The 25,785-nt window shown below is 68.3% G+C and carries 25 protein-coding genes; 6 read left to right on the forward strand and 19 right to left on the reverse strand.

The window, feature by feature from the left end; all coding sequences use genetic code 11:
- Nucleotides 1-47: 47 nt before the first annotated feature.
- Nucleotides 48-1,406 carry a DUF4226 domain-containing protein gene (locus ACKY0X_RS12495; RefSeq protein WP_409426294.1) on the forward strand — a complete coding sequence of 453 codons (1,359 nt, stop codon included), beginning with the start codon at nucleotides 48-50 and terminating at the stop codon, nucleotides 1,404-1,406.
- A gap of 23 nt (nucleotides 1,407-1,429) precedes the next feature.
- Here ACKY0X_RS12495 and ACKY0X_RS12500 read toward each other — a convergent pair whose 3' ends face one another.
- Nucleotides 1,430-2,170 carry a lysoplasmalogenase gene (locus ACKY0X_RS12500; protein ID WP_409426295.1) on the reverse strand — a complete coding sequence of 247 codons (741 nt, stop codon included), beginning with the start codon at nucleotides 2,168-2,170 and terminating at the stop codon, nucleotides 1,430-1,432.
- Between ACKY0X_RS12500 and ACKY0X_RS12505 the strand changes: the two genes are divergently transcribed.
- From ACKY0X_RS12505 to ACKY0X_RS12515, 3 genes are all read left to right on the forward strand, one after another.
- Nucleotides 2,151-3,077 carry an alpha/beta hydrolase gene (locus ACKY0X_RS12505; RefSeq protein ID WP_409426296.1) on the forward strand — a complete coding sequence of 309 codons (927 nt, stop codon included), beginning with the start codon at nucleotides 2,151-2,153 and terminating at the stop codon, nucleotides 3,075-3,077. The genes ACKY0X_RS12500 and ACKY0X_RS12505 overlap by 20 nt on opposite strands.
- A 4-nt stretch (nucleotides 3,078-3,081) precedes the next feature.
- On the forward strand, nucleotides 3,082-3,477 hold the full coding sequence (locus ACKY0X_RS12510) for a VOC family protein (RefSeq protein ID WP_409426297.1): 396 nt from the start codon (nucleotides 3,082-3,084) through the stop codon (nucleotides 3,475-3,477).
- Nucleotides 3,478-3,546: 69 nt separating this feature from the next.
- A complete protein-coding gene (locus ACKY0X_RS12515; RefSeq protein WP_409426298.1) occupies nucleotides 3,547-5,031 on the forward strand; it encodes a flavin-containing monooxygenase in 1,485 nt (494 codons plus the stop codon).
- A 76-nt stretch (nucleotides 5,032-5,107) separates the two neighbouring features.
- Here the strand turns inward: ACKY0X_RS12515 and metK are convergent, their stop codons facing one another.
- From metK to mihF, 7 genes are all read right to left on the reverse strand, one after another.
- Nucleotides 5,108-6,319, reverse strand: a complete 1,212-nt coding sequence (gene metK, locus ACKY0X_RS12520; RefSeq protein WP_065038737.1) for a methionine adenosyltransferase — start codon at nucleotides 6,317-6,319, stop codon at nucleotides 5,108-5,110.
- 199 nt (nucleotides 6,320-6,518) lie between these two features.
- Complete coding sequence (locus ACKY0X_RS12525; protein WP_409429613.1) at nucleotides 6,519-7,103, reverse strand: TetR/AcrR family transcriptional regulator; 585 nt, start codon at nucleotides 7,101-7,103, stop codon at nucleotides 6,519-6,521.
- A gap of 26 nt (nucleotides 7,104-7,129) precedes the next feature.
- Entirely contained in the window at nucleotides 7,130-8,488 is a 1,359-nt protein-coding gene (hpnE, locus tag ACKY0X_RS12530; RefSeq protein ID WP_409426299.1) for a hydroxysqualene dehydroxylase HpnE, read from the reverse strand.
- Nucleotides 8,489-8,592: 104 nt separating this feature from the next.
- Nucleotides 8,593-9,840: a bifunctional phosphopantothenoylcysteine decarboxylase/phosphopantothenate--cysteine ligase CoaBC gene (coaBC, locus tag ACKY0X_RS12535; RefSeq protein WP_409426300.1), complete on the reverse strand. Its 1,248-nt coding sequence runs from the start codon at nucleotides 9,838-9,840 to the stop codon at nucleotides 8,593-8,595.
- A 28-nt stretch (nucleotides 9,841-9,868) separates the two neighbouring features.
- Nucleotides 9,869-10,189, reverse strand: a complete 321-nt coding sequence (rpoZ, locus tag ACKY0X_RS12540) for a DNA-directed RNA polymerase subunit omega (protein WP_046285309.1) — start codon at nucleotides 10,187-10,189, stop codon at nucleotides 9,869-9,871.
- Nucleotides 10,190-10,257: 68 nt separating this feature from the next.
- Nucleotides 10,258-10,860 (reverse strand): guanylate kinase, encoded by a 603-nt coding sequence (gene gmk / locus ACKY0X_RS12545; RefSeq protein WP_409426301.1) that lies wholly within the window; start codon nucleotides 10,858-10,860, stop codon nucleotides 10,258-10,260.
- Between the two features lie 7 nt (nucleotides 10,861-10,867).
- Nucleotides 10,868-11,185 carry an integration host factor, actinobacterial type gene (gene mihF / locus ACKY0X_RS12550; protein WP_003932123.1) on the reverse strand — a complete coding sequence of 106 codons (318 nt, stop codon included), beginning with the start codon at nucleotides 11,183-11,185 and terminating at the stop codon, nucleotides 10,868-10,870.
- Between the two features lie 711 nt (nucleotides 11,186-11,896).
- Between mihF and ACKY0X_RS12555 the strand changes: the two genes are divergently transcribed.
- The gene (locus ACKY0X_RS12555) at nucleotides 11,897-12,331 is read left to right on the forward strand and encodes a hypothetical protein (RefSeq protein WP_409426302.1); all 435 of its coding nucleotides are present in this window, start codon (nucleotides 11,897-11,899) and stop codon (nucleotides 12,329-12,331) included.
- Between the two features lie 87 nt (nucleotides 12,332-12,418).
- On the opposite strand, the gene pyrF is transcribed toward ACKY0X_RS12555, so the two are convergent.
- The 7 genes from pyrF to pyrR are packed head-to-tail and all read right to left on the reverse strand — an operon-like array spanning nucleotide 12,419 to nucleotide 21,064.
- Nucleotides 12,419-13,252: an orotidine-5'-phosphate decarboxylase gene (pyrF, locus tag ACKY0X_RS12560; protein ID WP_409429614.1), complete on the reverse strand. Its 834-nt coding sequence runs from the start codon at nucleotides 13,250-13,252 to the stop codon at nucleotides 12,419-12,421.
- 2 nt (nucleotides 13,253-13,254) lie between these two features.
- A complete protein-coding gene (carB, locus tag ACKY0X_RS12565; RefSeq protein WP_409426303.1) occupies nucleotides 13,255-16,596 on the reverse strand; it encodes a carbamoyl-phosphate synthase large subunit in 3,342 nt (1,113 codons plus the stop codon).
- Entirely contained in the window at nucleotides 16,596-17,717 is a 1,122-nt protein-coding gene (carA, locus tag ACKY0X_RS12570; RefSeq protein ID WP_409426304.1) for a glutamine-hydrolyzing carbamoyl-phosphate synthase small subunit, read from the reverse strand. Before carA ends, carB begins: the two co-directional genes overlap by 1 nt.
- Nucleotides 17,714-18,241 (reverse strand): transporter, encoded by a 528-nt coding sequence (locus ACKY0X_RS12575; RefSeq protein WP_065041343.1) that lies wholly within the window; start codon nucleotides 18,239-18,241, stop codon nucleotides 17,714-17,716. Before ACKY0X_RS12575 ends, carA begins: the two co-directional genes overlap by 4 nt.
- Nucleotides 18,238-19,530: a dihydroorotase gene (locus ACKY0X_RS12580; protein WP_409426305.1), complete on the reverse strand. Its 1,293-nt coding sequence runs from the start codon at nucleotides 19,528-19,530 to the stop codon at nucleotides 18,238-18,240. The genes ACKY0X_RS12575 and ACKY0X_RS12580 overlap by 4 nt, the downstream gene beginning before the upstream one ends.
- Nucleotides 19,527-20,495, reverse strand: coding sequence for an aspartate carbamoyltransferase catalytic subunit (locus tag ACKY0X_RS12585; RefSeq protein WP_409426306.1), 969 nt, complete (start codon nucleotides 20,493-20,495; stop codon nucleotides 19,527-19,529). Before ACKY0X_RS12585 ends, ACKY0X_RS12580 begins: the two co-directional genes overlap by 4 nt.
- The gene (gene pyrR, locus ACKY0X_RS12590; RefSeq protein WP_065041346.1) at nucleotides 20,492-21,064 is read right to left on the reverse strand and encodes a bifunctional pyr operon transcriptional regulator/uracil phosphoribosyltransferase PyrR; all 573 of its coding nucleotides are present in this window, start codon (nucleotides 21,062-21,064) and stop codon (nucleotides 20,492-20,494) included. The genes ACKY0X_RS12585 and pyrR overlap by 4 nt, the downstream gene beginning before the upstream one ends.
- 221 nt (nucleotides 21,065-21,285) lie before the next feature.
- Between pyrR and ACKY0X_RS12595 the strand changes: the two genes are divergently transcribed.
- The gene (locus ACKY0X_RS12595) at nucleotides 21,286-22,488 is read left to right on the forward strand and encodes a serine hydrolase domain-containing protein (RefSeq protein WP_409426307.1); all 1,203 of its coding nucleotides are present in this window, start codon (nucleotides 21,286-21,288) and stop codon (nucleotides 22,486-22,488) included.
- 7 nt (nucleotides 22,489-22,495) lie between these two features.
- On the opposite strand, the gene ACKY0X_RS12600 is transcribed toward ACKY0X_RS12595, so the two are convergent.
- From ACKY0X_RS12600 to ACKY0X_RS12615, 4 genes are read right to left on the reverse strand one after another with little or no spacing between them, the layout of a single operon-like run.
- Nucleotides 22,496-23,314 (reverse strand): maleylpyruvate isomerase N-terminal domain-containing protein, encoded by an 819-nt coding sequence (locus tag ACKY0X_RS12600; RefSeq protein WP_409426308.1) that lies wholly within the window; start codon nucleotides 23,312-23,314, stop codon nucleotides 22,496-22,498.
- 51 nt (nucleotides 23,315-23,365) lie between these two features.
- Nucleotides 23,366-23,989 carry an NAD(P)H-dependent oxidoreductase gene (locus ACKY0X_RS12605; RefSeq protein ID WP_409426309.1) on the reverse strand — a complete coding sequence of 208 codons (624 nt, stop codon included), beginning with the start codon at nucleotides 23,987-23,989 and terminating at the stop codon, nucleotides 23,366-23,368.
- A 17-nt stretch (nucleotides 23,990-24,006) separates the two neighbouring features.
- Complete coding sequence (locus tag ACKY0X_RS12610; protein WP_409429615.1) at nucleotides 24,007-25,158, reverse strand: acyl-CoA dehydrogenase family protein; 1,152 nt, start codon at nucleotides 25,156-25,158, stop codon at nucleotides 24,007-24,009.
- Between the two features lie 42 nt (nucleotides 25,159-25,200).
- Nucleotides 25,201-25,779 (reverse strand): TetR/AcrR family transcriptional regulator, encoded by a 579-nt coding sequence (locus ACKY0X_RS12615; RefSeq protein WP_409426310.1) that lies wholly within the window; start codon nucleotides 25,777-25,779, stop codon nucleotides 25,201-25,203.
- Between the last annotated feature and the right edge of the window lie 6 nt (nucleotides 25,780-25,785).

Below are 25,785 nucleotides of genomic sequence, written 5' to 3' on the forward strand. Positions count from 1 at the left end.
GGATCGCCGGAGCCGATGCCGGCTGCACCCAATTACGTTGCTGCGGTATGCCCGAACAGCGCGGGGCCCACGCGGCCACGGCGCGGGTCCGTGAAGCAGACCTCGCCTCGCGGATGCAGACTGCGCAACTGACCGATCGCGTGCTGGCCGCCACGGTGCGCGCCGCCGCCGATCACGCCCGCGCGAGCCGCCGCCACCTCGATGCCATCCACGGCGAGATCCGTGACGCCCTGGACGATCCGTGGGCACCGGTGTGGGACACCCCGGCCGGCGTCCGCCAGTTCCAGCTGTTTTTGGCTGCCAAGACGCGAGAGATATGGCGGGTGCTCGGCGACGCGGTCGCCGACAACCGCCGCCAAACGGCGCGGTTGCGGACGCTGGGTGCCGGTTACGGTGTGCCGTCCCGGCTGCGCGACCGGATCAACCGGCAGGCGCTGGCCGACGACATTCGCCGGGTGGTCAACGCGACGTCGGCGGTCAGTGCCGCCGACATCGTGCGCTACGAAAATGCGCTACGCGTCCGCGACGGGCTGGCAGCCAACGCCGGTGACGGCGCAGCCCCGGTGCTGCTGCTCACCTATGAACCGGCAGCATTCGGCGGGCGCGGGCGGGCCGCGATCGCAATCGGCGATCCGGACACCGCTGACAACACCACCGTGCTGGTTCCCGGCGCACACAGCAGCGTCCGCGATGGCTACCTGTCGCACCCGGAGGGGCGCGATGTCTATCGCGAGGTGGTCCGCTCCGATCCGGATCGCAGCAATTCGGTCGTCGTGTGGATGGGTTATCGCGCGCCGGACAGCCTGTTCGATCCGGCGGTGACGCAGCCGGCCGCCGCCCGGGCGGGCGGCCGGCTGCTCGCTGCCGACGTCCGCGCCCTGGCGGCGTCGCACGTGGGCGCCTCGCACGTCACCGTGGTCGGACACTCCTATGGGTCGACAACAGTGGCCGACGCCGCGGCCTCGGCGGGGTTGGGCGCCGACGACGTAGTGCTGGTGGGCTCACCGGGAACCGACCTTGCCCACGGCGCCAACGACTTTCACCTGCCCGCGGGAGGACATGTGTATGTGGGGGCGGCCTCTTCGGATCCGATCACCGGTTTCGGCGGCCAGCCGCAGCTGTCCCTGCCGACAACCTCGGCAACGGTCGGGCTCGGCGCCGATCCGGCCGCAGACGGCTACGGATCCACCCGGTTCAAAGCCGAAAACCACGGCGTGACGTTGCCGATGAGCAGCCACAGCTCCTACTTCGCTCCCGGCGGCGAGTCGCTGTTCAGCATCGGCGACATCGCCTCGGGTCACGGCGATGCGCTGGCGACCCACCACATGACCGCACTGCACCGCCGACGACTGCCCGCGTTCGATCCGGAACGACTGCGCCCCGGGACCGGGAATCACCGGCATTGACCGCTCCGGCCCGGCGGCGAATCTCAGTCCGCGGCCGCCTCTTCGGCGCCGGTGGACCGGCCGAAGAAGAACCCGGCGGTGATCAGCAGCTGTGCTGCCGCGTAGGCCCACCAGATCGGCACCGCCAGCAGTTCATTGCCCAAGACGAATTGACTGGCTCCGATCATCGCGTCCGACACCGCGAAGCACACCGCACCGGCCGCGGTCCAGGGTGTGGGCAGCTTCGCCAGCAGCGCGGCGCACACCATCGCGCCCAGCACCCCGACGTACACCGTCACCGGCAGCGTCATACCTTCGCGGGCCATCCCGGGCCAGAACCATGCCAACAGCACCAGGCAGCTCACCCCGACCAGGCCGGCCCCGACCATCCGGCCGCGCGAGGTCACCGCCAGCGGCAGCAGCGCGCCCAAAAAGCACAGGTGCGCCACCAGGAATGCGGCCAGACCCGCAACGAAGGACGGTTCCCACCAGGGGATCGCCAGTAACCAGTCGCCGGTCGCCGAGAAGATCAGGGCGGGGATCAGCCAGCGCGCCTCCCGCAGGATCGGGTGGGCGGCCGCGGCGAATGCCAGCAGCACCGCCATCGCCGCCTTGAAGGCCGGCTGCCCGATCCACTGTCCGGTCAGCGCCTCTCCGGGCGTCGAACGCAACGCCACCACCGTCAGGAAGATGCCGTAAGCCACTCCGAGCCATCCCGCCGCTGCCCAGCCGGTGAAAACTCGTCTGGTTGCGTACGGTGTTTTTATGCCAGCAATCGACCCCATAGTGCTGAAGGTACTGGAAGCCATCCCGTTCCGACTGACACTGGACGACGGCGCCGAGGCGGCGCGTCGCGCCATGCGTGACCTGCCACATCGACCCATACACCCGGAGCTGCCCAGCGAGGACCGGGTGATCGATGGACCGGGTGGTGACCTGCCGATCCGCATCTACCGGCCGGCAGGCACTGAATCGGGTGCCGCTCCGGTGGTGGTGTTCTTTCACGGTGGCGGCTTCGTCGCCGGCGATCTCGACACCCACGACGGCACCGCGCGCATGCATGCCGTCGACGCGGGCGCGGTGGTGGTGTCGGTGGACTATCGGCTGGCCCCCGAGCATCCGTTCCCGGCCGCCGTCGAGGACGCGATGGCGGCCACCGAGTGGGTGGTGGCACACGCCGCCGAGCTGGGCGTGGACCCGTCGAAGCTGGCGGTGGCCGGGGATTCGGCTGGGGGCAACCTGGCCGCGGTGGTGTGCCAGCTGGCCCGTGATGCCGGTGGACCGGCGATCGCCTTCCAGTTGCTCTGGTACCCGGCGACCACCTACGACGGCAGCCTGCCGTCGTTTACCGAGAACGCCAATGCGCCGATCATCGACAGTGCCGCGATCGCTGCGTTGACGCGCGCTTATGCCGGGGAACTGGATCTGACCAGTCCGCCGGCGATGCTGGCGCCGGCGCGCGCCGAGAATCTGGCCGGCCTGCCACCGGCCTACATCGCGGTCGCCGGTAACGATCCGCTGCGCGACGACGGCATCCGTTACGGCGAGTTGCTGGCGGCTGCCGGGGTTCCGGTGCAGGTGCACAACGCCGAAACGCTGGTGCACGGTTATCTGGGCTACGCCGGAGTGATCCCGGTGGCCACCGACGCCGCCGACCGCGGATTGGCCGCTTTGCGGGCTGCCCTGGCGTGATGCGATGCGACTGAACCAGGTCACCGTCGGCAGCACCGACCTGGACCGTGCCGAGCGGTTCTACCGGCTGCTGGGGCTGCGCCTGATCGTCAAGACGGACGACTATCTGCGATTCGAGTGCCCGGACGGGGACAGCACCTTCTCGGTGGAACGCGTCGGCGAGGTCGTGGCCGGTGAGCAGGTGACCATCTATTTCGAAGCCGACGATCTCGACGACCAGTACCAGCGGTTGCGCGGTTTGATTGAGTTCACCCAGCCACCGACCGACATGCCGTGGCTGTGGCGAGAGGCTCGGCTGCACGATCCCGACGGCCACCGGTTGTGCCTGTTTCACGCCGGCCAGGCCCGCCGGAATCCCCCGTGGCGCCTGCCGCCGCAGGAAGCCCAGGATTTGCCCTAACACCACCCCCGTCCCCGGGCGCGCGCGTTACCGTCGACCTCGATTGACGTCGGCGACGAGGAGCGGATCGTGAGTGAGGAACCCGACCACGAAATCCTGATCGTCGGCGCCGGCTTCTCCGGCATCGGAGCGGCGATCAACCTCGACCGCGCCGGGATGTCGGACTATTCGATCATCGAGGCCGGCGACGGCGTCGGTGGTACCTGGCACTGGAACACCTATCCGGGTATCGCCGTAGACATTCCGTCGTTCTCCTACCAGTTTTCGTTCGAGCAGAGCCCGGATTGGTCGCGCACGTATGCGCCGGGTGGGGAGCTGAAGGCCTATGCCGAGCACTGCGTCGACAAGTACGGCCTGCGCTCACGAATCCGGTTCGGCACCGTGGTGCTTGCGGCGGAGTTCGACGAGGAACGCGGCTGGTGGCGGGTGCAGACCGACCCGGGTGGTCCTGTGACCGCGCGGTATCTGATCAATGCCAGCGGGGTGCTGACCACGCCGAACCTGCCCGACATCGCCGGTGTCGACACCTTCGCCGGGGTGACGATCCACACCGCGCGCTGGGACCACTCGCAAAACCTGACCGGCAAGAGAGTGGCGGTGATCGGCACCGGAGCCTCTGCGGTGCAGGTGATCCCGGAGATCGCGCCGAAGGTTTCCTCGCTCACCGTATTTCAGCGGACACCGATCTGGTGTTTCCCGAAATTCGATGTGCCGCTACCTGCTCCGATTCGCTGGGCGATGCGAATGCCCGGCGGCAAGTCCCTGCAGCGGCTGGTCAGCCAGGCCTACGTGGAGGCGACCTTCCCCATTGCGGCGCAGTATTTCACGGTGTTTCCGCTGGCCAAGCGGATGGAGTCGGCCGGGCGGGCGTATCTGCGGCGGCAGGTGCACGATCCGAACCTGCGTAAGCAGCTCACCCCGCGCTATGCCGTCGGCTGCAAGCGCCCTGGGTTCCACAACACCTACCTGTCGACGTTCAACCGCGACAACGTGCAGTTGGTGGTCGACTCCATCGACCGGATCACCCCCACCGGCGTCGTCACCGCCGACGGGACGTCCCACGAGGTCGACGTGCTGATCTTGGCCACCGGGTTCAAAGTGATGGACAGCGACAACATTCCCACGTTCGCCGTCACCGGGACCGGAGGCCAGACCCTGGCCCGGTTCTGGGATGAGCACCGGCTGCAGGCTTACGAGGGGGTCAGCATCCCCGGATTCCCCAACCTGTTCAGCGTCTTCGGCCCTTACGGCTACGTCGGGTCGTCATACTTCGCGCTGGTCGAAGCGCAGACCCACCACATCGTGCGGTGCCTCACGAGCGCCCGTGACCGTGGGGCGACCCGGATCGAGATATCGGAGGCCGCCAACGCCCGCTACTTCGCCGAGATGATGAGCAAACGGCACCGGCAGGTGTTCTGGCAGGACAGCTGCAAGTCGGCCAACAGCTACTACTTCGACAAGCACGGTGATGTCCCGTTACGGCCCACCACCACGGTGGAGGCCTACTGGCGCAGCCGCCGCTTCGACATCGACGACTACCGGTTCAGCGCCTGATTTGTTACGGCGCGAGCAGACGCATAGGCCCCCAAATCCGGTCGGAAATGGGGGCCTATGCGTCTGCTCGGCGGAATTAAATGGCGCGCTTGAGGTCGTCGACCTTGTCCAGCTGCTCCCACGGCAGTTCGATGTCGGTACGGCCGAAGTGACCGTAAGCCGCGGTCGGTGCGTAGATCGGACGCAGCAGGTCCAGGTCACGCACGATCGCACCCGGGCGCAGGTCGAAGACCTCCGGCACGATCTTCTCGATCTTGACCGGGTCGACGGTGGCCGTGCCGAAGGTCTCGATGAACAGACCGACCGGCGCGGCCTTGCCGATGGCGTAGGCCACCTGGACCTCGACGCGCTGCGCCAGGCCCGCGGCGACGATGTTCTTGGCCACCCAGCGCATCGCGTACGCGGCCGAGCGGTCCACCTTCGACGGGTCCTTACCGGAGAAGGCGCCGCCGCCGTGGCGAGCCCAGCCGCCGTAGGTGTCGACGATGATCTTGCGGCCGGTCAGGCCGGCGTCACCCATCGGTCCGCCAACGACGAACTTGCCTGTCGGGTTGATCAGGATGCGGGTCGACGAGGAGTCCAGGGTCTCGTGAGCGAGTTCGGCCAGCACGGTGTTGATAACGTGCTCGCGCAGGTCGGGGTCCAGGGTGTTGACCAGGTCGATGCCCTCGGCATGCTGGGTGGAGATCACCACGGTGTCCAGCCGGGTCGGGACGTCATCCTCGTACTCGATGGTGACCTGGGTCTTGCCGTCCGGGCGCAGGTAGTCCAGCGTGCCGTTCTTGCGGACCTCGGTCAGCCGCCGCGACAGCCGGTGGGCCAGCGCGATAGGCAGCGGCATCAGCTCTGGGGTGTCGGCGATCGCGTAGCCGAACATCAGGCCCTGGTCGCCGGCGCCCTGGGAGTCCAGCGGGTCGGCGGCACCTTCGACGCGGGCTTCATGCGCGGTGTCGACACCCTGGGCGATGTCGGGAGACTGTGCGCCGATCCCGATGTTGACACCGCAGGTCTCGCCGTCGAAGCCCTTGTCCGACGAGTCGTAGCCGATCTCCAGGATGCGCTCGCGCACCGTGTTGGTGATGTTGGCGAACGCTTCGCGGGCGTTGGTCGTCACCTCGCCGACCACGTGCACCTGGCCGGTGGTGACCAGGGTTTCCACCGCAACACGTGAACGGGGGTCATCGGCGAGCAGTGCGTCGAGCACCGAGTCGCTGATGGCGTCACAGATCTTGTCGGGGTGGCCCTCGGTCACCGACTCACTGGTGAACAGCCGTCCCTTTTCGCTCACAATGTCGCCTTCCGGGTAATCGATCAAGAAGTTAGCTCGGGCTAATATAGCCGTGCGGTCCTCGGGAGAGCCTGGCAGCCCGGTGCGCATCCCCCGGCGCCAAGGGCGGGGTAATGGCTGTGCTGCCGCGTTCAGAAAATCCTCGACAACATCCCCCACGACGAGAATCCTGAACGACTCGGCCCTGCGAGCGCCTACTCTACCGTCCCGCCGCCGCCGTCGCCTTTTCGACCCGAACCGCCCAGGCGACCAAGGACCGCAGATAACTCAGCACCAATTCGTCCGGGTGCGCTCGCGGGTCGGTGAGATGGAGCAGGGCCAGTTCTTCCAACGCCGACAACAACAGCCGTGTCGTCACACCGTCGGGGTCGACCGAGTGGCCCGCTAACCGGGACAACCGCCCCGCGGCGATGGTTCGCGCATAGCGACGGCCCGCTTCCGTGCGGACCCCCAACTGCGGCGGAGCGCCGGCCGGCGGACTCAGGATGATGCGCCAACTGGTAGGCGCCGCATGCAGATACGCCAGGACGCCGCGGCCGAGCGCGTCCGGGTCGTCGTCGAGCGGGCCCGCTACGCTGCGCATCCCAGCAAAGGCAATGGCCGATTCGCGGTCCAGCAGCGCCGTCATCAGTCCGCCCAGATCGCCGAAGTTCTGGTACACCACCGTCCGGGTCACCTGCGCGGCGCGGGCCACCCGGTCGATGGTGACCGCGGCATAGCCCTCGGCGGCGACGATGTCGCGAGCGTGGTCGAGCAACTGCATCCGTCGCGCGTGTGCCGACATCCGCCGCTTCGGCCCTGGCGGCGCGCTCACGTCGATGCCGGCAGCTCGAGCAGCAATTCCACGGCGCGGGCAGCGCTCTGTGCGGCGCTCTCCATGGTCGCCGACCAATCGGTGCGGGTCCAGTCGCCGGCGAGCACCAGGCTCGGCACCGACGTGCGCTGATCCGGGCGCAGCCCGTCGGTGCCCACCACCTGCGAGAAGGTGGCCTTGGGCATCTTGACCACCTGCGCGGCCACCACGTTCGCCTCGGCCGCGGCCGGATAGTAGCGGCGCAGCATGTCCATCTGCTCGGTCACGATCTGCTCGTTGGACCGGTGAATCTGCTCGTAGGCGCCGCTGGTGGTCAGGCAATACAGCCAGGCGCCGCCTGGTTCGCGGCGCTGCATCCGCTGCCGGTCGAACACCTCATCGATGATGCCCGTGCCCCCGATCACCGATTCCATCGCCGCCTCGGTGCCCAATGGGCGGTCCAGGTAGAGGTTGGTGCTCACGATCGGTGTGTAGTGCAATTTTTCTGCCGCGGCGTAAATTTCGGCGTGCTCGGGCAGATCATCGAGCAAGCCGCCGATATTCGAGTTGGGCACCGCGCACACCACTGCGTCCGCCGCCACCTCCGTGCCGTCAGCCAACTGCACGGCACGAACGGCATTGCCCTCCACAATGATTCGCCGGGCGACTGTGCGGTAGCGCACCTCGACACCAAGTCGGTCGAAAACGGCGAGCGCACCGGAGATATAGAGCGTGTCGAGATCGGTAGTGGGATAGCCGATCGTCACCGCACTGCGGTGGCGCAGCCCAAGTCGGATTCCGGTGGCCAGGACGTCGGCAAAGACTTTTGCCGAACCGCGGTCCACCGGCTCGGCGGCAATCCCGAGCGCCAGCCAATCCCACACGGCCTCCCGGGCCCGGGCCGGCATACCGACGCGGCGCAGCCACTGGTCGGTGGTCAGGTCCGGCAGATCAGCGGGTTGGAACAGTGCCTCACCGGTCAGGCGCACCGTCGCCGCAGCGGTCCGCAGCCGGTCGAACAGGCTCGCGTCGGGGTGCGGCCCGAACAGCGTCCGCACCGCGCCCAGGCCGCGGGTCACCAACGTGGTGGTGGCGCCGCCGGGCCAGCGCAGCGTTCCGCCGGTCGGAAACTCGACCATCGACCGGGTGCCGACGCTGGTCAAATAGCGAAACAGGTGTTCGTAGCCGCTGGCGATCACATGCTGGCCGTTGTCTGCGAGGTCCGGTATCCCCTGCACCTGCATCGCCTGGGTGCGTCCGCCGAGCCGCCCGCGCCGCTCTAGCAGGGTCACTTTCTTGCCGGCCTCGGCCAGCCAGACCGCTGCGGCCAGCCCGGCCAGGCCGCCCCCGATCACCACGTAGCGACGATCGTCCATGCCCGGCCCCTCTCGGCTAACTTACGGTTTGAAAGTTAGCCCAGGGACGACGAGCGGTCAACGATCCGCTGCAGTAGTGATCTCAGCCAGACGTCGTGATCGCGTTATCCGCGGTTGCTGGCAAGGAACGCCACGATCGCGTCCACGATGCGGCTGGCCATCAACGTCTTGGAGCCCGACTCCAGGGCGGACTCGGTTCCGTCCGCGGCCAGCAGCCACCCGTCGTTGTGGTCGACCTCGAATGCCCGCCCGTCCCCGACCGCGTTGACCACCAACAGGTCACAGCCCTTGCGACGCAACTTGGCCCTAGCGTGGAACAGCACGTCGCCGTTCTCGTCACCCGTCTCCGCGGCGAAGCCGACAATGGCCCGCATATTGGGCAGCTGTCCGTCCGTGCGCGCACGCACCGCGCCGGCCAGCACGTCGTCGTTGCGGACCAGGTCGATGGTCGGCTCCCCCGCGCTGTCGGGGCCCTTCTTGATCTTGGCCTGCGCCACCCGCACCGGGCGGAAGTCGGCGACAGCGGCGGCCATCACCAGCACGTGTGCCTCGGGGGCGTGCTTGGACACCGCATCATGCAGTTGCTGGGCCGAGCTGACGTGCACCACGTGGACGCCGGCCGGATCGATCAGGCCCGCAGTGTGCGCGGCAATCAGGGTGACTTCGGCGCCGCGCTGGGCGGCCACCCGGGCCACGGCGTAGCCCTGCTTGCCCGAACTGCGGTTGCCGATGAAGCGGACCGGGTCGATCGGTTCGCGGGTGCCGCCCGCGGTCACCAGGAGCTTCTGCCCGGCCAGGTCGTGCGGCAACGCGTCGGCGCGCTCCAGCAGCAGCGACGCGAAGGTGTTGATCTCTTCGGCCTCGGGCAGCCGGCCCGGGCCGGTGTCGGCGCCGGTCAACCGGCCCGATGCGGGCTCAAGGACGACCGCGCCGCGTTCCCGCAGCGTCGCGACATTGGCCACGGTGGCCGGATGCTGCCACATCTCGGTGTGCATGGCCGGGGCGAACAGCACCGGACAGCGGGCGGTGAGCAGGGTGGCGGTCAGCAGATCGTCGGCGCGACCGGCGACGGCGCGGGCCAACAGATCGGCGGTGGCCGGCGCCACCACCACCAAGTCGGCCTGCTGGCCGATCGCCACATGGGGCACACGGGGCACATCGTCGAAAACCCCGGTGTCGACCGGCTGGCCCGAGAGCGCCTCGAAGGTGGCTGCCCCGACAAACCTCAGGGCGGACTCGGTCGGGACGACACGAACCGAATGGCCCGCCTCGGCAAGCTGTCGGACGACGGTGCACGCCTTGTATGCGGCGATGCCCCCCGAGACACCGACGACGACCCGTTTCTGGCCCACCGGTCTGACCCGTCCTGCCCGGCTCCGGCTACTCGCCTTCGGTGTATTCGAGCAGGTCGCCGTGGATCTCGCGCAGCGCGATCGACAGCGGCTTCTCCTGCAGGCCGGGCTCGACCAGCGGCCCGACGTATTCGAGGATGCCCTCACCGAGCTGGTTGTAGTAGTCGTTGATCTGGCGCGCCCGCTTGGCCGCGTAGATCACCAGCGCGTACTTGCTCGACGCGCGCTGCAACAGCTCGTCGATGGGCGGGTTGGTGATGCCGAGGGGCGTGTCGTAACCGCCGATCGACGCCGGGTCGAACTCCTCGGCGTCGGTCACCACGGCCGAGTCGGTCTGCGAGGTACTCACTTAAGACAATCTCCTGAAGCTGTTTGACTGGGGGCGGGTCGCGCCTGCTGGTTGTTGTCCCGGGTAAATCAGACCGCGCCCGGTGCGGTATCCACCAGCAAGGATACCAATTCTGAGCAGGCTGTTTCCAATCGACCATTGACCACGATGGCGTCGAAGTCTCCCTGCGCCGCCAACTCGGTGCGTGCGGTGGCCAATCGGCGTTCCATGACCTCCGCGGATTCGGTGCCGCGGCCGGCCAGTCTGGCCTGCAGCGTCTCCCAGTCCGGCGGGGCCAGAAACACCGTCACAGCCTCCGGAAGGGCCTTCTTAATGGCCCGGGCCCCGGCCAAGTCGACCTCGATCAGAACGGGCCGGCCGGAGCGGGTGGCTTCGACGACGGGCGCCGCCGGAGTACCTGAGCGCTGCAGGCCGCCGTGAATATCGGCCCACTCCAGCAGCTCATTTTTCTCGACTAGCCGGTCGAACTCGGCCGGCGAAACAAATCGGTAGTCGACGCCGTCCACCTCCCCGGGCCTGGGTGCCCGGGTGGTGGCCGACACACTGAAATACAGGTCCGGTACCCGCTCCCGCAGGCACCGGACCACGCTCGACTTACCGACCGCGGATGGACCGGACAGCACTACAACGCGTCCCGCGTGCCCACTGTCCGGTCCTCCACCGGTATTCACTGCCGGGTCAGGAGAAGTCGAACTTCTCCAGCAGCGCCTTGCGCTGCCGGTCGCCCAGGCCGCGCAGCCGGCGGGTGGGGGCGATCTCCAGCTCGGTCATGATCTCCTGCGCCTTGACCTTGCCGACCTTCGGCAACGCCTCCAGCAGCGCAGACACCTTCATCTTGCCAAGGACCTCGTCGGTCTCGGCGTCCTTGAGCACCTGCTTGAGATTGGTGCCGCCACGCTTCAGCCGGTCCTTGAGCTCCGCTCGGGCCCGACGTGCGGCCGCCGCCTTCTCCAACGCGGCGGCGCGCTGCTCGTCGGTCAACTGGGGAAGGGCCACGATTCCTCCGTCTCGTCATCATCGACAACGTCGATGTTTTCCTTGTCCCGGCCAGGTACTTCGGCCAGAGACGACGACCGTACCCACGCCGTCTGACGAAATCTAACCCCACCCCCCCGTTTCCGGCTACAAATGCCCAGCGTATGGGGTTTGGGCGCGGCGCCGTCGAACCCGAGTCGGCCGCCGCCGCTCGGCCCGCCCCGGGGGAACCGCGATCTTCGGCAAACCGGCCCGAAAAACCACTCTGACCTTGCCTTTTGCAGGCTGTTGTCGGCGGTACGGGACGCCGCGCCATGGGCGCATCGGTGGCCTTCGGAATGTGACCGGACATTCCTGCCGTTGGCTTCGCACCTCGCGGCGTGTCGGGCGTGTCGAAGGCAGGATCGGCCAGCCGGCGCCGCCGCCTGGCAGGTCCACCGCGACGAACACCGCTACCTCGACTCGGTGGGTGACCACCATGTTCTGCCCCGACGGCCCGACCCCGTTTGTTTCCCCGCGAAGGCCCTAGTGGCGCGACAAGAAACTGGAATCCAGCTGACCGGTGGACTGACAGCAACTATTCAGGCAGTTTCTACATTTGAACGGTCGAAGCCGCGGGTTGGCCGCCTAATGTTCCGGCCAGGTGGGTGGTCCACCCGGGGGTGTTTATGGGGGGGGTATGACTATGAACATTTCCGCTGAATACCGTTTCGGTAGAGAAAGTGGGAATTGATGGCGATGACGACAATCGGCCGTGCTGGCCGGTGGGCGCTTGCGGCGGCTACGGTGTTGACCCTCGGTGCTTTCGGGATGGGCGCGGCCAGCGCGGATCCCAACGACGGCGTCACCGGCGGCGCCGGCAACAACGGCGGGGTGAATGTCAACATGGGGCCCTTCGGTGGCGGGATGAATACCGGCAACAACGGCGGCTTCAACTTCGGCCCTAATGGAATCGGCGCCGGCGGCGGCCAAAACAACAGCGCCAACGTCAACATGGGGCCGTTCGGCGGCGGCATGAATGTCGGCAGAAACGGCGGCTTCAACTTCGGCCCTAATGGAATCGGCGCCGGCGGCGGCCAAAACAACAGCGCCAACGTCAACATGGGGCCGTTCGGCGGCGGGTACAACACCAACGCCGGCGGCGGCGTCAACTTCGGCGGCCGGTAACCAGCAATCCAGGGCCTGCGCGGGCGACCGGACCGGGTGCCCCGCAGGCCCTGTTGCGTGCAGCGGGACCTCGCTGGGTCGCCGGAGCTATCCCGCAGCGGCCAAATAGGCCACGGTGTCCCGCAGCCGCTCCGCCGCGGCGCGCAGCGCACCCACGTCCGGGCCGGCACGCAGCACCTCCCGAGAGACCGCCGGCAGCAACGTGCCCGCAGCGGCCCCTCCGAGCCCGGCAAGGGCCTCTGGGCGGCCTCCCTGGGCCCCCACGCCGGGTACGAGCACCGGCCCACCGAGGGCGCTCAGATCGGGCACTTCACGCAGCGTCGCGCCCACCACCACGCCGATCGAACCCAGGCCCGCCGCATTCTCGGCCCGATTGGCTTCTGCGGCGGCGTCGACGATCGCCTGCGCCACGGTGCGGCCGTCCGCGTCCTGGGCACGCTGCACGCTCGCGCCCTCCGGGTTGGAGGTGGCGGCCAAAACGAATACGCCACGCCGATGCTGCGCGGCGGTGTCCAGCAGCGGCTGCAGGGACCCGAAGCCCAGGTAGGGCGAGGCCGTCACCGCATCGGCGGCCAATGGCGACGGTCCGGCCCAGGCAGCGGCGTAGGCGGCCATGGTCGAGCCGATGTCACCACGCTTGGCGTCGGCCAGCACCAACACGCCGGCCTCACGCAGCGCCGCGATGGTGCGCTCCAGCACGGCGAAGCCGGCCGACCCGTAGGCCTCGAAGAACGCCACCTGCGGCTTGACCACCGCGAAGCCGGCGAACGCCGTCACGCAGGTCTCGCTGAATGCCGCCAGCCCGTCCGCCGTCGCGGGCAATCCCCACGAGGCCAGTAGTTCGGGGTGCGGATCGATACCCAGGCACAGCGGCCCACGGGCCGCCGTCGCTTCGGCCAGGCGCGCGCCGAACCCCGGTATCACTACTGCCCGCCGAGGGTGCTGTGCAGTTCCTGCAGGGAGCGCACCCCGATATCGCCCCGGATGCCGGCCTCGATGCCCTGCACCGCCGCGGCCGCACCCTGAACGGTGGTGATGCACGGGATGTTCACGCTGACCGCTGCCGACCGGATCTCGTAGCCGTCCACCCGCGGGCCGGAGTTGCCGTACGGGGTGTTGATCACCAGGTCCACCTCCCCGGCGCGGATCGCGTCCACCGCGGTCAGCTCGGGGCGGTCAGGACTGGGTTCCTCGAAATTCTTGCGCACCACATCGCACGGAATCCCGTTGCGTCGCAGCATTTCCGCGGTCCCCTCGGTGGCCAGGACCCGAAAGCCCAAGTCGGCGAGCCGTTTGACCGGAAACACCAGGGACCGCTTGTCGTGGTTGGCTACCGACACAAAGACGGTGCCCTGTGCCGGCAGCGACCCGTACGCGGCCGTCTGGCTCTTGGCGAACGCGGTACCGAAGTCGCGGTCGATGCCCATCACTTCACCGGTGGACTTCATCTCCGGCCCGAGGAGCGAGTCGATGCTCGAGCCATCCGCGCGACGGAAGCGGTGGAACGGCAACACCGCCTCCTTGACCGCAATGGGGGCGTTCGGGCCGACGGTGGCCCCGTCCCCCGCGGCGGCCAACAGGCCCTCAGACCGCAGCTCGGCGATCGTGGTACCCAGCATGACGCGCGCACAGGCCTTGGCCAGCGGCACCGCGGTGGCTTTGGACACAAACGGGACCGTGCGGCTGGCCCGCGGATTGGCCTCCAGGACGTAGAGCACGTCGTCTTTGAGGGCGAACTGCACATTGAGCAGCCCAACCACCCCGACGCCGTGAGCGATGGCCTCGGTGGCCCGACGCACCTTTTCGATGTCGCTGCGCCCCAGCGTCACCGGCGGCAGTGCACACGCCGAGTCACCGGAGTGGATGCCGGCTTCTTCGATGTGCTCCATGATGCCGCCGATGTAGACCTCGGTGCCGTCGCACAACGCATCGACGTCGATCTCGATGGCGTCTTCGAGGAACCGGTCGACCAACACCGGGTGCTCCGGCGACAGCTGGGTGGCCCGAGTGATGTAGCCGTGCAAGGTCTCTTCGTCGTAGACGATCTCCATGCCCCGCCCGCCCAGCACGTACGAGGGACGCACCAGGACCGGGTAGCCGATGTCGGCGGCGATCCGCTTGGCCTGCTCGAAGGTCGTCGCGGTGCCGTATCGCGGCGCCGGCAAGCCGGCCGTGGTCAGCACGTCACCGAACGCACCGCGATCCTCGGCCAGGTCGATGGCTTCCGGGCTGGTTCCGACGATCGGCACGCCGGCATCGGCCAGCCGCTGGGCCAGCCGCAGCGGAGTCTGCCCGCCCAGCTGCACGATCACGCCGACCACCCCGGGGCCGCCCTGCCCGGACTGCTGTTCGGCGTAGTACACCTCGAGCACGTCCTCGAACGTCAACGGTTCGAAGTAGAGCCGGTCGGCGGTGTCGTAGTCGGTGGACACGGTCTCGGGATTGCAGTTGACCATCACCGTCTCGAACCCGGCCTGGCTCAAGGTGATCGCGGCATGCACGCAGCTGTAGTCGAACTCGATGCCCTGGCCGATCCGGTTGGGCCCAGACCCCAGGATGAGCACCTTGGGTTTGACGTCCTGGGCCGCCACCTCGGTCTCGGCGGCAGGATCGAGCTCGAAAGTGCTGTAGTGATACGGCGTCTTGGACTCGAATTCCGCGGCGCAGGTATCGACGGTCTTGAACACCGGATGAATACCCAGCCGGTCCCGCAGCAGCCGCACCCCGTCCTCGCCGGCCAGCTCCGGGCGCAGCACGGCGATCTGGTGATCGGACAGGCCGCTGTACTTGCAGCGGCGCAGCAGATCCGCATCGAGCACCGGGGTGTCGACGACCTCGGTGCGCAGCGCCACCAGGCCGTTGATCTGCTCGACGAACCACGGGTCCACCCCGGAGGCTTCGGCCACCGCTTCCACACTGGCGCCCAGGCGCAGCGCCAGCTCGATGTCGTAGAGCCGGCCCTCGGTGGGAACCCGCAACCGCGCCAGCGCGTCGTCGGCGGTGCCTTCGGGATCGGGTTTGGTCCAGAACCCGGCCCGGTCGGTCTCCAGCGAGCGCATCACCTTGCCGAGTGACTCGATGAAGTTGCGGCCCAACGACATCGCTTCGCCCACCGATTTCATGGTGGTGGTCAGCCGCGGGTCGGCGCCGGGGAACTTCTCGAACGCGAAGCGCGGAGCCTTGACCACCACGTAGTCCAGCGCCGGCTCAAAACAGGCCGGGGTCTCTTTGGTGATGTCGTTGATGATCTCGTCGAGGGTGTAGCCGATCGCCAGCTTGGCCGCGATCTTGGCGATCGGGAAGCCGGTGGCCTTCGACGCCAGCGCGGAGGATCGCGACACCCGCGGGTTCATCTCGATCACGATGAGCCGGCCGTCTTTCGGGTTGACCGCGAACTGGATGTTGCAGCCGCCGGTGTCCACCCCGACCTCGCGCAGGATCGCGATGCCCAAATCGCGCATCCGCTGGTATTCCCGGTCGGTCAGTGTCATCGCCGGGGCGACGGTCACCGAATCACCGGTGTGCACACCCATCGGGTCGACGTTCTCGATCGAGCAGACCACGACGACGTTGTCGTTGCCGTCGCGCATCAGCTCGAGCTCGAATTCCTTCCACCCGTAGATGGATTCCTCGATCAAGACGTTGGCCGTCGGCGAGGCGGCCAGACCGTCGCCGGCCATCCGGGCCACCTCGTCGAGGCTGGCGGCCAGCCCCGATCCCAGACCGCCCATCGTGAAAGAGGGGCGAACGACGACCGGTAATCCGAGTTCGGCGACGGTCTCCTCGACCTCGGCCATGGTGTAGCAGACCCGGGAACGCGCCGACTCGCCGCCGACCTTGGCGACGATGTCCTTGAACTGCTGGCGGTCCTCGCCACGCTGGATCGCCTCGAAGTCGGCGCCGATCAGCTCGACCCCGTAGCGCTCCAGCACCCCGTGCTCGTGCAGCGCCACCGCGGTGTTCAGCGCGGTCTGCCCGCCCAGGGTGGCCAGCAGGGCGTCCACCTTGTTGCCGCGCTCGGCCTGCTGGGCGAGCACCTTCTCGACGAACTCCCAGGTGATGGGTTCGACGTAGGTGTTGTCGGCGTACTCCGGGTCGGTCATGATGGTGGCCGGATTGGAGTTGACCAGGCTCACCTGCAGGCCCTCGGCCTTGAGCACGCGGCAGGCCTGGGTTCCCGAATAGTCGAATTCACAGGCCTGTCCGATCACGATCGGCCCGGAGCCGATCACCAGAACATGGCGCAGGTCACTACGGCGCGGCATTACTTCTCCCCTGCCATCAGGTCGACGAACTGGTCGAACAGGTATTCCGCGTCGTGCGGTCCGGCGGCGGCCTCCGGGTGGTACTGCACCGAGAACGCCCGGCCGTCGGCGAGCTTGACGCCCTCGACGACTCCGTCGTTGGCGCAGGTGTGGCTGACCACCGCCGGGCCGAAGTCGGTGTCAAAGACTTCCCCTGCCTCTCCCTCTAAGGCGAAGCCGTGGTTCTGCGCGGTCACCGCCACCCGGCCGGTGGCGTGGTCGATCACCGGGATGTTGATGCCGCGGTGGCCGAACGTCATCTTGTAGGTGTTCAGGCCCAGCGCCCGGCCCAGGATCTGGTTACCGAAACAGATTCCGAACAGCGGGATTCCGGCGCCGAGCACCTCACGGGTCAATGCCACCATCGCCTCCGCGGTGGCCGGGTCCCCGGGCCCGTTGGACAGGAACACCCCGTCGGGCTTCAGGTCGGCGATCGCCGCGAAGTCCACCGACGACGGCAGTACGTGGCTGCGGATTCCGCGCCGCGAGAAGTTTCGCGGCGTGTTGGTCTTGATGCCCAGGTCCAGCGCGGCGATGGTGAACCGGTGTGCGCCATCGGGTTCCACCACGTATCCCGCGTCGGTGCTGACCTGGCCGGCGAGGTCGGCGCCGAGCATCGACGGCTGTTCGCGGACCCGGGTCACCAGCTCATCCGGTGATGCCAGCGCTTCACCGGAGAACACCCCGGCCTTCATCGAGCCGTGATTGCGCAGGTGACGCACGATGGTCCGGGTGTCAACCCCGGCGATACCGACGATGCCCTGGCGGACCAGCTCGTCGTCCAGCGTGCCGGTGGCCCGCCAGTTCGACGCGCGCGGCGACGGGTCACGCACCACATAGCCCGCCACCCAGATCTTTTCGTCGCGGCTCTCCCCGTCCTCGCGGTTCCAGCCGGTGTTGCCGATCTGCGGTGCGGTGGCCACCACGATCTGCCGGTGATAACTGGGGTCGGTCAGGGTCTCCTGGTACCCGGACATGCCGGTGGAGAACACCGCCTCGCCCAAGGTCTGTCCCACGGCCCCGAACGGTGTTCCGGTGAACGTCCGGCCGTCCTCGAGAACCAGCACCGCTCGCGAGTTCATCTGTCGTCTTCCTCTTCTTCTAACCAACGGCTGTGCTCAGTGCGGTCGTCCGCGCGGAAGCCGGTGTCTATCTCGGTGCCCGACGGCAGTCGCCAGCGGATCGCCAGCACCCCGTCGGAGGGTCGGGTGGGCAAAGAAGGAATCGTGCGCCCGGCGATGCCGCGTTCGGTGCGGACCGCGATCACCGTGTCTGCGGGGATCCAGATCGGCCGGGCGCCGCTGCGCTGCACCATGATTCCTTCGGGGTAGCGGGTCAGCACCGCCTTGGTGCGATAGCCCAGGTCTCCGACCACCACCCGGTCGTTCCACTTCGGGGCCAGCGTGCACCCCAGGTACTGCCCGCGGGTGGCAGCCACGGTCGGCGCCCCCACGGTGTCGGGCACCGTCGGCAGGGTCCCGATCAGCGCGTCCTGCAGCTGGCCGCGGCGACGCCAGCCGCGCATCATCAGTCGGATCACCACGCCGATCAGCACCACCAGCAGAAAAGCGAAGACCAGCGAGCCGATCAACGTGGGGGTGTTCATGCCGGGCTCTTCCCGTCCCGGGCGGTGATCCGGCCGCGCAGCAAGGTCGCGGTGACGGTCGCGGGCAGGATCATCTCTTCATACGGGGTGTTGTCCGACCGGCTGGCCAGCTGCGCACCGGTGACCACCCAAGTGGTGTCGGGATCGACCACGGTCAGGTTGGCCGGCTCGCCCACCTCTAGTGGACGGCCCTGGTCGGGCAGGCCGACGATCTGGGCCGGCCGCTCGCTCATCACCCGGGCCACGTCGCGCCAGGTCAACAGGCCGGTCTGCACCATGGTGGCCACCACCACCGACAGTGCGGTCTGCAAGCCCAACATCCCAGGCCGGGCCGAGGCGAATTCGCAGGTCTTCTCGTGTTCGGCGTGCGGGGCGTGATCAGTAGCCACGCAGTCGATCACGCCGTCGGCCAGGGCGCGGCGCAGGGCGACTGTGTCACTGGCCTCGCGCAGCGGCGGGTTGACCCGGTTCATCCCGTCGTAGTCGGCGAGCCGGCTGTCATCGAGCATCAGATGATGCGGGGTGACTTCGGCGGTCACCGAGATACCTTGCGCCTTAGCCCATTTGAGGAGCTCGACCGTCCCGGCAGTGGACGCATGGCAGATGTGCAGTCGGGCGCCGGCGTCGCGGGCCAGCAACACGTCTCGGGCCACGATCGACTCTTCGGCGACGCGCGGCCAGCCGGCCAGGCCCAGCCGGGCGGCGTTGGGCCCCTCGTGGGCGACCGAGCCGACAGTCAGCCGCGGCTCCTCGGCGTGCTGGGCGATCAACACCCCCAGTCCGGTCGCGTACTCCAGCGCGCGTCGCATCACCAGCGGGTGGTCCACACAGACACCGTCGTCGGAGAACATCCGAACACCGGCGGTACCCGCGGCCATCATGCCCATCTCGGTCAGCTGCGTGCCGCCCAGTCCGACCGTGACGGCGCCGACGGGGTGCACGTCGACCAGGCCGATCTGCTGGCCGCGCGCCCAGACATGGTCGGTGACCACCGGAGAGTCGGCCACCGGATCGGTGTTGGCCATCGCGAACACCGCGGTGTAGCCGCCCAGGGCCGCCGCCGCCGAGCCGGTTTCGATGTCCTCGGCGTATTCGCGCCCCGGTTCACGCAGATGGGTGTGCAGGTCGACGAAGCCCGGCAGCAACACCTGTCCGGGCGCGTCGATGACCTCACACCCGCCCGGGGCAGCCAGATCGGTGCCGATCTGGGCGATCTGGCCGTCTTCCACCAGGACGTCGACCTGGTCGCCTTCGCCGTAGCACCGCACTCCGCGAATCAGCACGCTCACAACTCTGCCTCCCCCGCGGACTCGCTACCCACCAGCAGATGGAACAGCACCGCCATCCGCACATGTACACCGTTGGAAACCTGTTGCAGCACCGCGGATTGCGACGAGTCGGCCACCGACGAGGAGATCTCCATGCCGCGCAGCATCGGACCGGGGTGCAGCACCACCGCGTGGTCGGGCAGCATCGCCCGACGCTTCTCGCTCAATCCGTAGCGCACCGAGTACTCCCGCGTCGACGGGAAGAATCCGCCGGTCATCCGTTCGGCCTGCACCCGCAGCATCAGCACCGCGTCGGCGGCCGGCAACTCGGCGTCGAAGTCATGCGAGACCGTCACCGGCCAGTCGGCCACCCCGACCGGCAGCAGTGTCGGTGGAGCTACCAGCACTACCTCGGCGCCCAGGGTCGACAGCAGGCTCACGTTGGAGCGCGCCACCCGGCTGTGCACGATGTCGCCGACGATGACGACGCGGCGGCCCTCGATGCCGCCGAGCCGCTGACGCAGCGTCAGGGCGTCGAGCAATGCCTGGGTGGGGTGCTCGTGGGTGCCGTCACCGGCGTTGATCACCGCCGGGGCTGTGGCATCGGCGGCCAGAGCCTCCGCGGTCCACTCGGAAAGCAGGTGCGCCGCGCCCGACGACGGATGGCGGATGATCAGCGCGTCGGCGCCGGCCGCGCGCAACGTCAACGCGGTGTCGCGCAGCGACTCCCCCTTGTTGACCGAGGATCCCGACGCGGACACGTTGATCACGTCGGCGCTCATCCACTTGCCGGCCACCTCGAAGGAGACCCGGGTCCGGGTGGAGTTCTCGTAGAACATGGTGATCACCGTGCGCCCGCGCAGGGTGGGCAGCTTTTTGACCTCGCGCCCCACCAGCGCCTGAGCGAAGCGGTCGGCGTCGTCGAGGATCGCGGTGGCCTCATCACGGCTCAAGTCGCCGGCTGCCAGCAGATGCCTGGTGCTCATCGGGTTATCACCACCTGGTCGCGACCGTCGTGTTCAGCCAGTAGGACGTGCACGCTTTCGCCGCGCGCGGTCGGCACGTTCTTGCCGACGTAGTCGGCGCGCACCGGCAGCTCGCGGTGGCCGCGGTCCACCAGCACGGCCAACTGCACGATCCGGGGCCGGCCGACGTCGCGCAGCGCGTCCAGTGCGGCCCGTACCGATCGGCCGGCGAAAAGCACGTCGTCGACCAGGATCACGCACGCGTCATCGATGCCGCCCGCCGGAATCGAGGTGGGCTCCAGTGGCCGCGGGGGCTGACGCATCAGGTCGTCGCGGTACAAGGTGATGTCCAGCGCGCCGTGCGCGACGTCAACCCCGCAGAATTCGCTGATCTTGGCGGCCAGCCGCTGGGCCAGGGTGACACCGCGGGTGGGAATGCCCAACAGCACGACGCGCGGGGCGTTAGCCCTATCGGGGTCGTCTAAGGCCGTCTTCTCGATGATCTGATGTGCGATCCGAGAAATAGTGCGACCCACATCCGCCGAGGACATCAATTCCCGGTCGGTGCTGGAATTACCGGCAGCGCCCATGCGAAACCGCAGGACCTCCTTCTCCGCCTCGCAGGACGGATCGTTAAAGGATGTCGAACTGCCGGGTAGCCTAACATCCACCCACGGGCTGCCTTGCGCGAGCGTGCGCGGATGTACGCGCAAGTGCGGCGTGTCGGCGTACAGACACGCACCCTCGCGGCAAGAAGGCTCGCAAGAAGGCTAAGGACGCCCGGACGCGGGGACGCCGCTAACCTGACCGGGTGAATCTCGACCCGAATCAGGCGCCGCTGCGCGAGGCCTGCGACACCGGCCTGCTCGCCGGAGTCGTGACGCTCGTCTGGCAGGGCGGCTCGGTGCTGCAGGTGAACGAGATCGGCCATCGCGATGTCGGCGCCGGCCTGCCGATGACCCGCGACACGATCTTCCGGATCGCCTCCATGACCAAGCCGGTCACCGTCGCCGCCGCGATGACCCTGGTCGACGAAGGACGGCTGCGGCTGACCGACCCGATCGCGCACTGGTTGCCGGAGTTCGCCGCGCCGCGGGTGCTGGTCGACCCGGCCGGTTCGCTGGAATCCACCACCGCGGCGCGGCGCGCCATCACGGTCGGCGATCTGATGACGCACTGCTGCGGCATCGGCTACGGGTTCTCGGTACCCGGTCCGATCGCGCGGGAGTACCAGCGGCTGCCCTTCGGGCGCGGGCCCGAGGCCTGGCTGACGGCGCTGGCAGCGCTTCCGCTGGTGGATCAGCCCGGAGAGCGCGTCACCTACGGCCACGGCACCGACGTGCTGGGCGTGCTGATGTCGCGGATGGAGGGCAAGCCGCTACCGCAGGTGATCGAGGAACGGATCCTGGGCCCGCTGGGGATGACCGACACCGGTTTCTGCGTCACACCGCAGGCACGCGGGCGCAGCGCCACCATGTACCGCGTCGACGGGGACACGCTGCGCGACGACGCGATGGGGCCGGTACCGATCGCGATGCCGGCGTTTCCCAACGCCGGGGGCGGCTTGATGTCCACCGCCGACGACTACCTGGCGTTCACCCGGATGTTGTTGGCCGACGGGATGTTCGACGGCACGCGGGTGCTCTCGGCCCAATCGGCGCGGGCGATGCGCACCGATCAACTCACCGACGACCAAAAGCGGCACCCGTTCCTGGGCGCCCCGTTCTGGGTGGGCCGCGGGTTCGGGCTCAATTTGTCGGTGGTGACCGACCCGGCGAAGTCCCAACCGCTGTTCGGGCCGGGCGGTGCGGGCACGTTCGGCTGGCCGGGCGCCTACGGCACCTGGTGGCAGGCGGACCCGGCCGCGGACCTGATCCTGATCTATCTGGTCCAGAACTCGCCGACGCTGTCCACCGACATGGCCGTCGCGGTCGCCGGCAACACCTCGATCGCCAAGCTGCGGGTGGCGCAGCCGAAGTTTGTCCGGCGGACCTACGCGGCCCTGGGTCTCTGAGCCTCGGCTAGTGAACCACGGCCAGTAGCGATGCCGCAGCCTCGGCAAGAGCACGATCGCCGTGCAGCTCGGCGCGCCGACGTCCTTGTTCGACGGTGATCCCACGGCTGGCCAGCCGCCACAGCGCGTCCTGATCCAGGCGCACCGACGCGGCGGGGTCTTCGACAAGCTCCGCGGTCAGGTCCCACCCGGTGCCGTCGGAAACCGCCGACCAGCGTCCGCCGGCCGGACCGGTGATCTCGAACCGAACCGCGGTGCCACGCGGACACCTGTGGTCCTGCAGCGCGACCGGCACAGCGTGCAGGAACGTGACGAGTACCGCATGCTGCAACTTCAGCTCGTCCGCGCCGGGGCGCGACACCGCGTCTCGGATCTGCTGTTGGTGCACCCAATACTCGGTGAACTCCCGAGCGATATCGAGCCAGGCCGGGCTGGTGCCGGTGCCCGCCCACGACACGTTCAGAGCTGCGGCGCCTGCCAGATCGACGCTCGCCCAAACGGCATCCAATTGGGGGCCCAGATGGGCCAACAGATCGATCATGGTCTCGGGGCTGCACTGCCGCATCGCCCGGACAAACTCGCCGTTGACCCGGGCCAGGTAATTCGGCAGCGACTCGTCGTCGGCGAACACCGCACCGCGATGCCCGTCGCGGCCACCGGAAATGCGCCGCAGGTAATCGTTGAGGATGTGCGCGGTGAGGTCGCGCACATCCCAGCCCGGGCAGATTGTCGGCCTGTCCCAGTCCGCGGGGGCCAGCGACCTCAGTAGGTCGAGCAGCGCTTGGCGTTCCACCGCGAACAGCGGCCTGGTGTCGAGCGGGATCATCGAATTGAGTAAACCGCCTCTGCGGCCGCCCGCGCGAACGAATTCCGCGGTCTAGAGGCTTGCCCCCGCGCGGCGGGCCCTCTCCAGCGCCGCGTCGCGCATCTGTGCCCGCTCTTCGGCGGTCCAGCGCGTGGTCGGCTCGAAGACCAGCGTCTCGACGGAATAGCCCAGCATGGTGAACACGTACTCCAGATACGGCCGCTGGAAGTCCTGCAGGTCGGCACGGTCGCCGTCGTAGGCGCTGGAGCGGGTCAAGATGAGTTGCAGCGGCTTGCCCTCCCCCAACGTGCCCACGTGCTCGCCGCGCTCGTTGAGGGTGAAGCTGGCCATCGGCTGCACGATGACGTCGATCCAGGCCTTCAGTGCATGCGGCACATGCCAATTCCACATCGGCGAGGACACCACCAGCCGATCGAATGACCGGACCCGCTCGATCTCGGCCAGCACCTGCGACCAGATCTGCTTCTGCTCGGGGGTTCGGCGCTCGCCGTAGAGCGGAGCGAACTTGGCGAACGCTGCGTCGCGCCCGAACACCAGCATGTCGTCGGTCCACACCGAGAACCGTTCGACGTCGCCGACCGCTGCCGCGGGCGCGGCGGCCAGGAACGCCTGGGTCAGCGCCGAGGACAGCGAGTGCTCTTGCTTCGGGCTGGCCTCCACCCACAGAGTTTTCATGGTGTCCTTCGTCTCGGTCAGATCATCGAGATCGGTGAGATCTTCACGCCGGCCTCGAGAGCGCCCGACAGCTCGCGTGCCACGTCGTAGTCGAAGACGACGTGTCCGCAGATGACGTCGACATCGCGTTTGGCGCGCTGTAGCGGGTTGGTCACGAACTGCGCGCTGGCGCCGGAGGCTTCGAGCAGATCGGCGATGACGGCACGGGATTCGTGCACGATATAGGCGGCCGCCGCCCGGGCATCGGCCCGAACGGGGCGACCGATCCGCTCCCGCGCGTCCACCGCGTCTTGAATCCGGCCGGCGGTGTCATCGAGAAGCCCGCGCAGCGCACGCAGTCGAACTCGCGCATCGCCGAGGCGGATCTGGGCCGCCGGCTGATTCTTCTGCGCGGCACCGGAATACGCCAGCACCCGTTCGGTCAGGCGCTCGGCGAACAGGTCGGCGACCCATTCGGCCGACCCGAGGGCGGGCATCGCGGCGACCAGGGCCAGCGCCGGGACCATCGGCCACCGGTACGCCGAGGCGTCATGCAGCTCGGCGCCGGGGGCGGTTCCGGAGTAGATGTCGAGGACCTTGACCAGCCGGTGCGACGGGACGTGCACATCCTCGATGACGACATCGTTGGAGCCGGTGGCCCGCATACCCGCGGTGTGCCAGACGTCCTCGATACGAATATCGGCCGCCGGGAGCAGCACCAGCGCCGGGTAGGGAGCCGCGTCGGGGCCGCAGATCGCCCCGACCATGATCCAGTCGGCGTCGGCCACCCCGGTCGCCCACGACCAGCGGCCGGACAGCCGGATGCCGTCACCGTCGGGCACGCCGCGCCCGGTCGGCGCCAACGGCGCCGGGCACAGCACCGGCCCGTCGGCGAACACCTCGTCCTGGGCCTGCTCACCGAAGAGCGCCAGCATCCAGTTGTGCAGCATGTAAAACCCGAGCGTCCAGGCACTCGACGCGCAGCCGTGCGCCATGCGCCGAATCGGGTCGAGGATCTCGGGAAACTCGGCCTGCCGCCCGCCATAACGGGCCGGCAAGAGCAGGTCGGCGAGTCCGGACTTGCGGAAGTCGTCGACGGTCTCGGCCGGCAGTCGGCGCAGCTCCTCGGCTGCTGCGGCGCGTTGCGCCAGTCTGGAGATGAATTCCTCGGGCACCACCGGTGCCGTCATGGTCGCCATGCCCGGACCGTACCATACCTTTTGGTATGGAGGTCAGTGTCGCAGCATGACGTCCAGGAACTGTTCCCGCCCACTCGCCGCTCGTGCGCTCGGTGCCGAAACGGACAGATGCAGAAACCCGATTCCGGCGGCGAACGTCGCGTTGGCACGCATGTCGGCCTCATCGGCGTCGAAGCCGTCATCGAGAAACGCCTGCCGAACCGCCTTGAGCACCCGCAGATCCGAGCTGCGTACCGCCGCGGCGACGTTGTCCTCCGACCGGGCCCATTCGCGCATGGCACGTTCGAGCATCCAATGGGCGGGCCCGACCAGGGCAGCCATCATGCGCGACAACCGCTCGCGCGGCGGCAGTTCCGACAGCGCATCGAAGTCGCCACGGTCCGAGTCACGCACTGCGGCAAAGGTGTCGACCAGCGCCTGCCGGTAGGTCTTCATATCGGCGAAATGCCAGTAGAAACTGCCCTTAGTGACTCCGAGCCGCTTGCAGAGCCGGTCGATGGTCAGCGCCTTGACGCCGTCTTCGGCCAGAATCCGGAAGCCGGCCTGCACCCAGTCCTGTACGGACAGTCGGGGATTGCCGCCCGACCCGCCAACTGCGTCCGACGTGGCCATGGCGAG

Source organism: Mycobacterium sp. SMC-11, assembly GCF_046250095.1.
In the GTDB taxonomy this organism is placed as follows: Bacteria; Actinomycetota; Actinomycetes; order Mycobacteriales; family Mycobacteriaceae; genus Mycobacterium; species Mycobacterium heraklionense_A.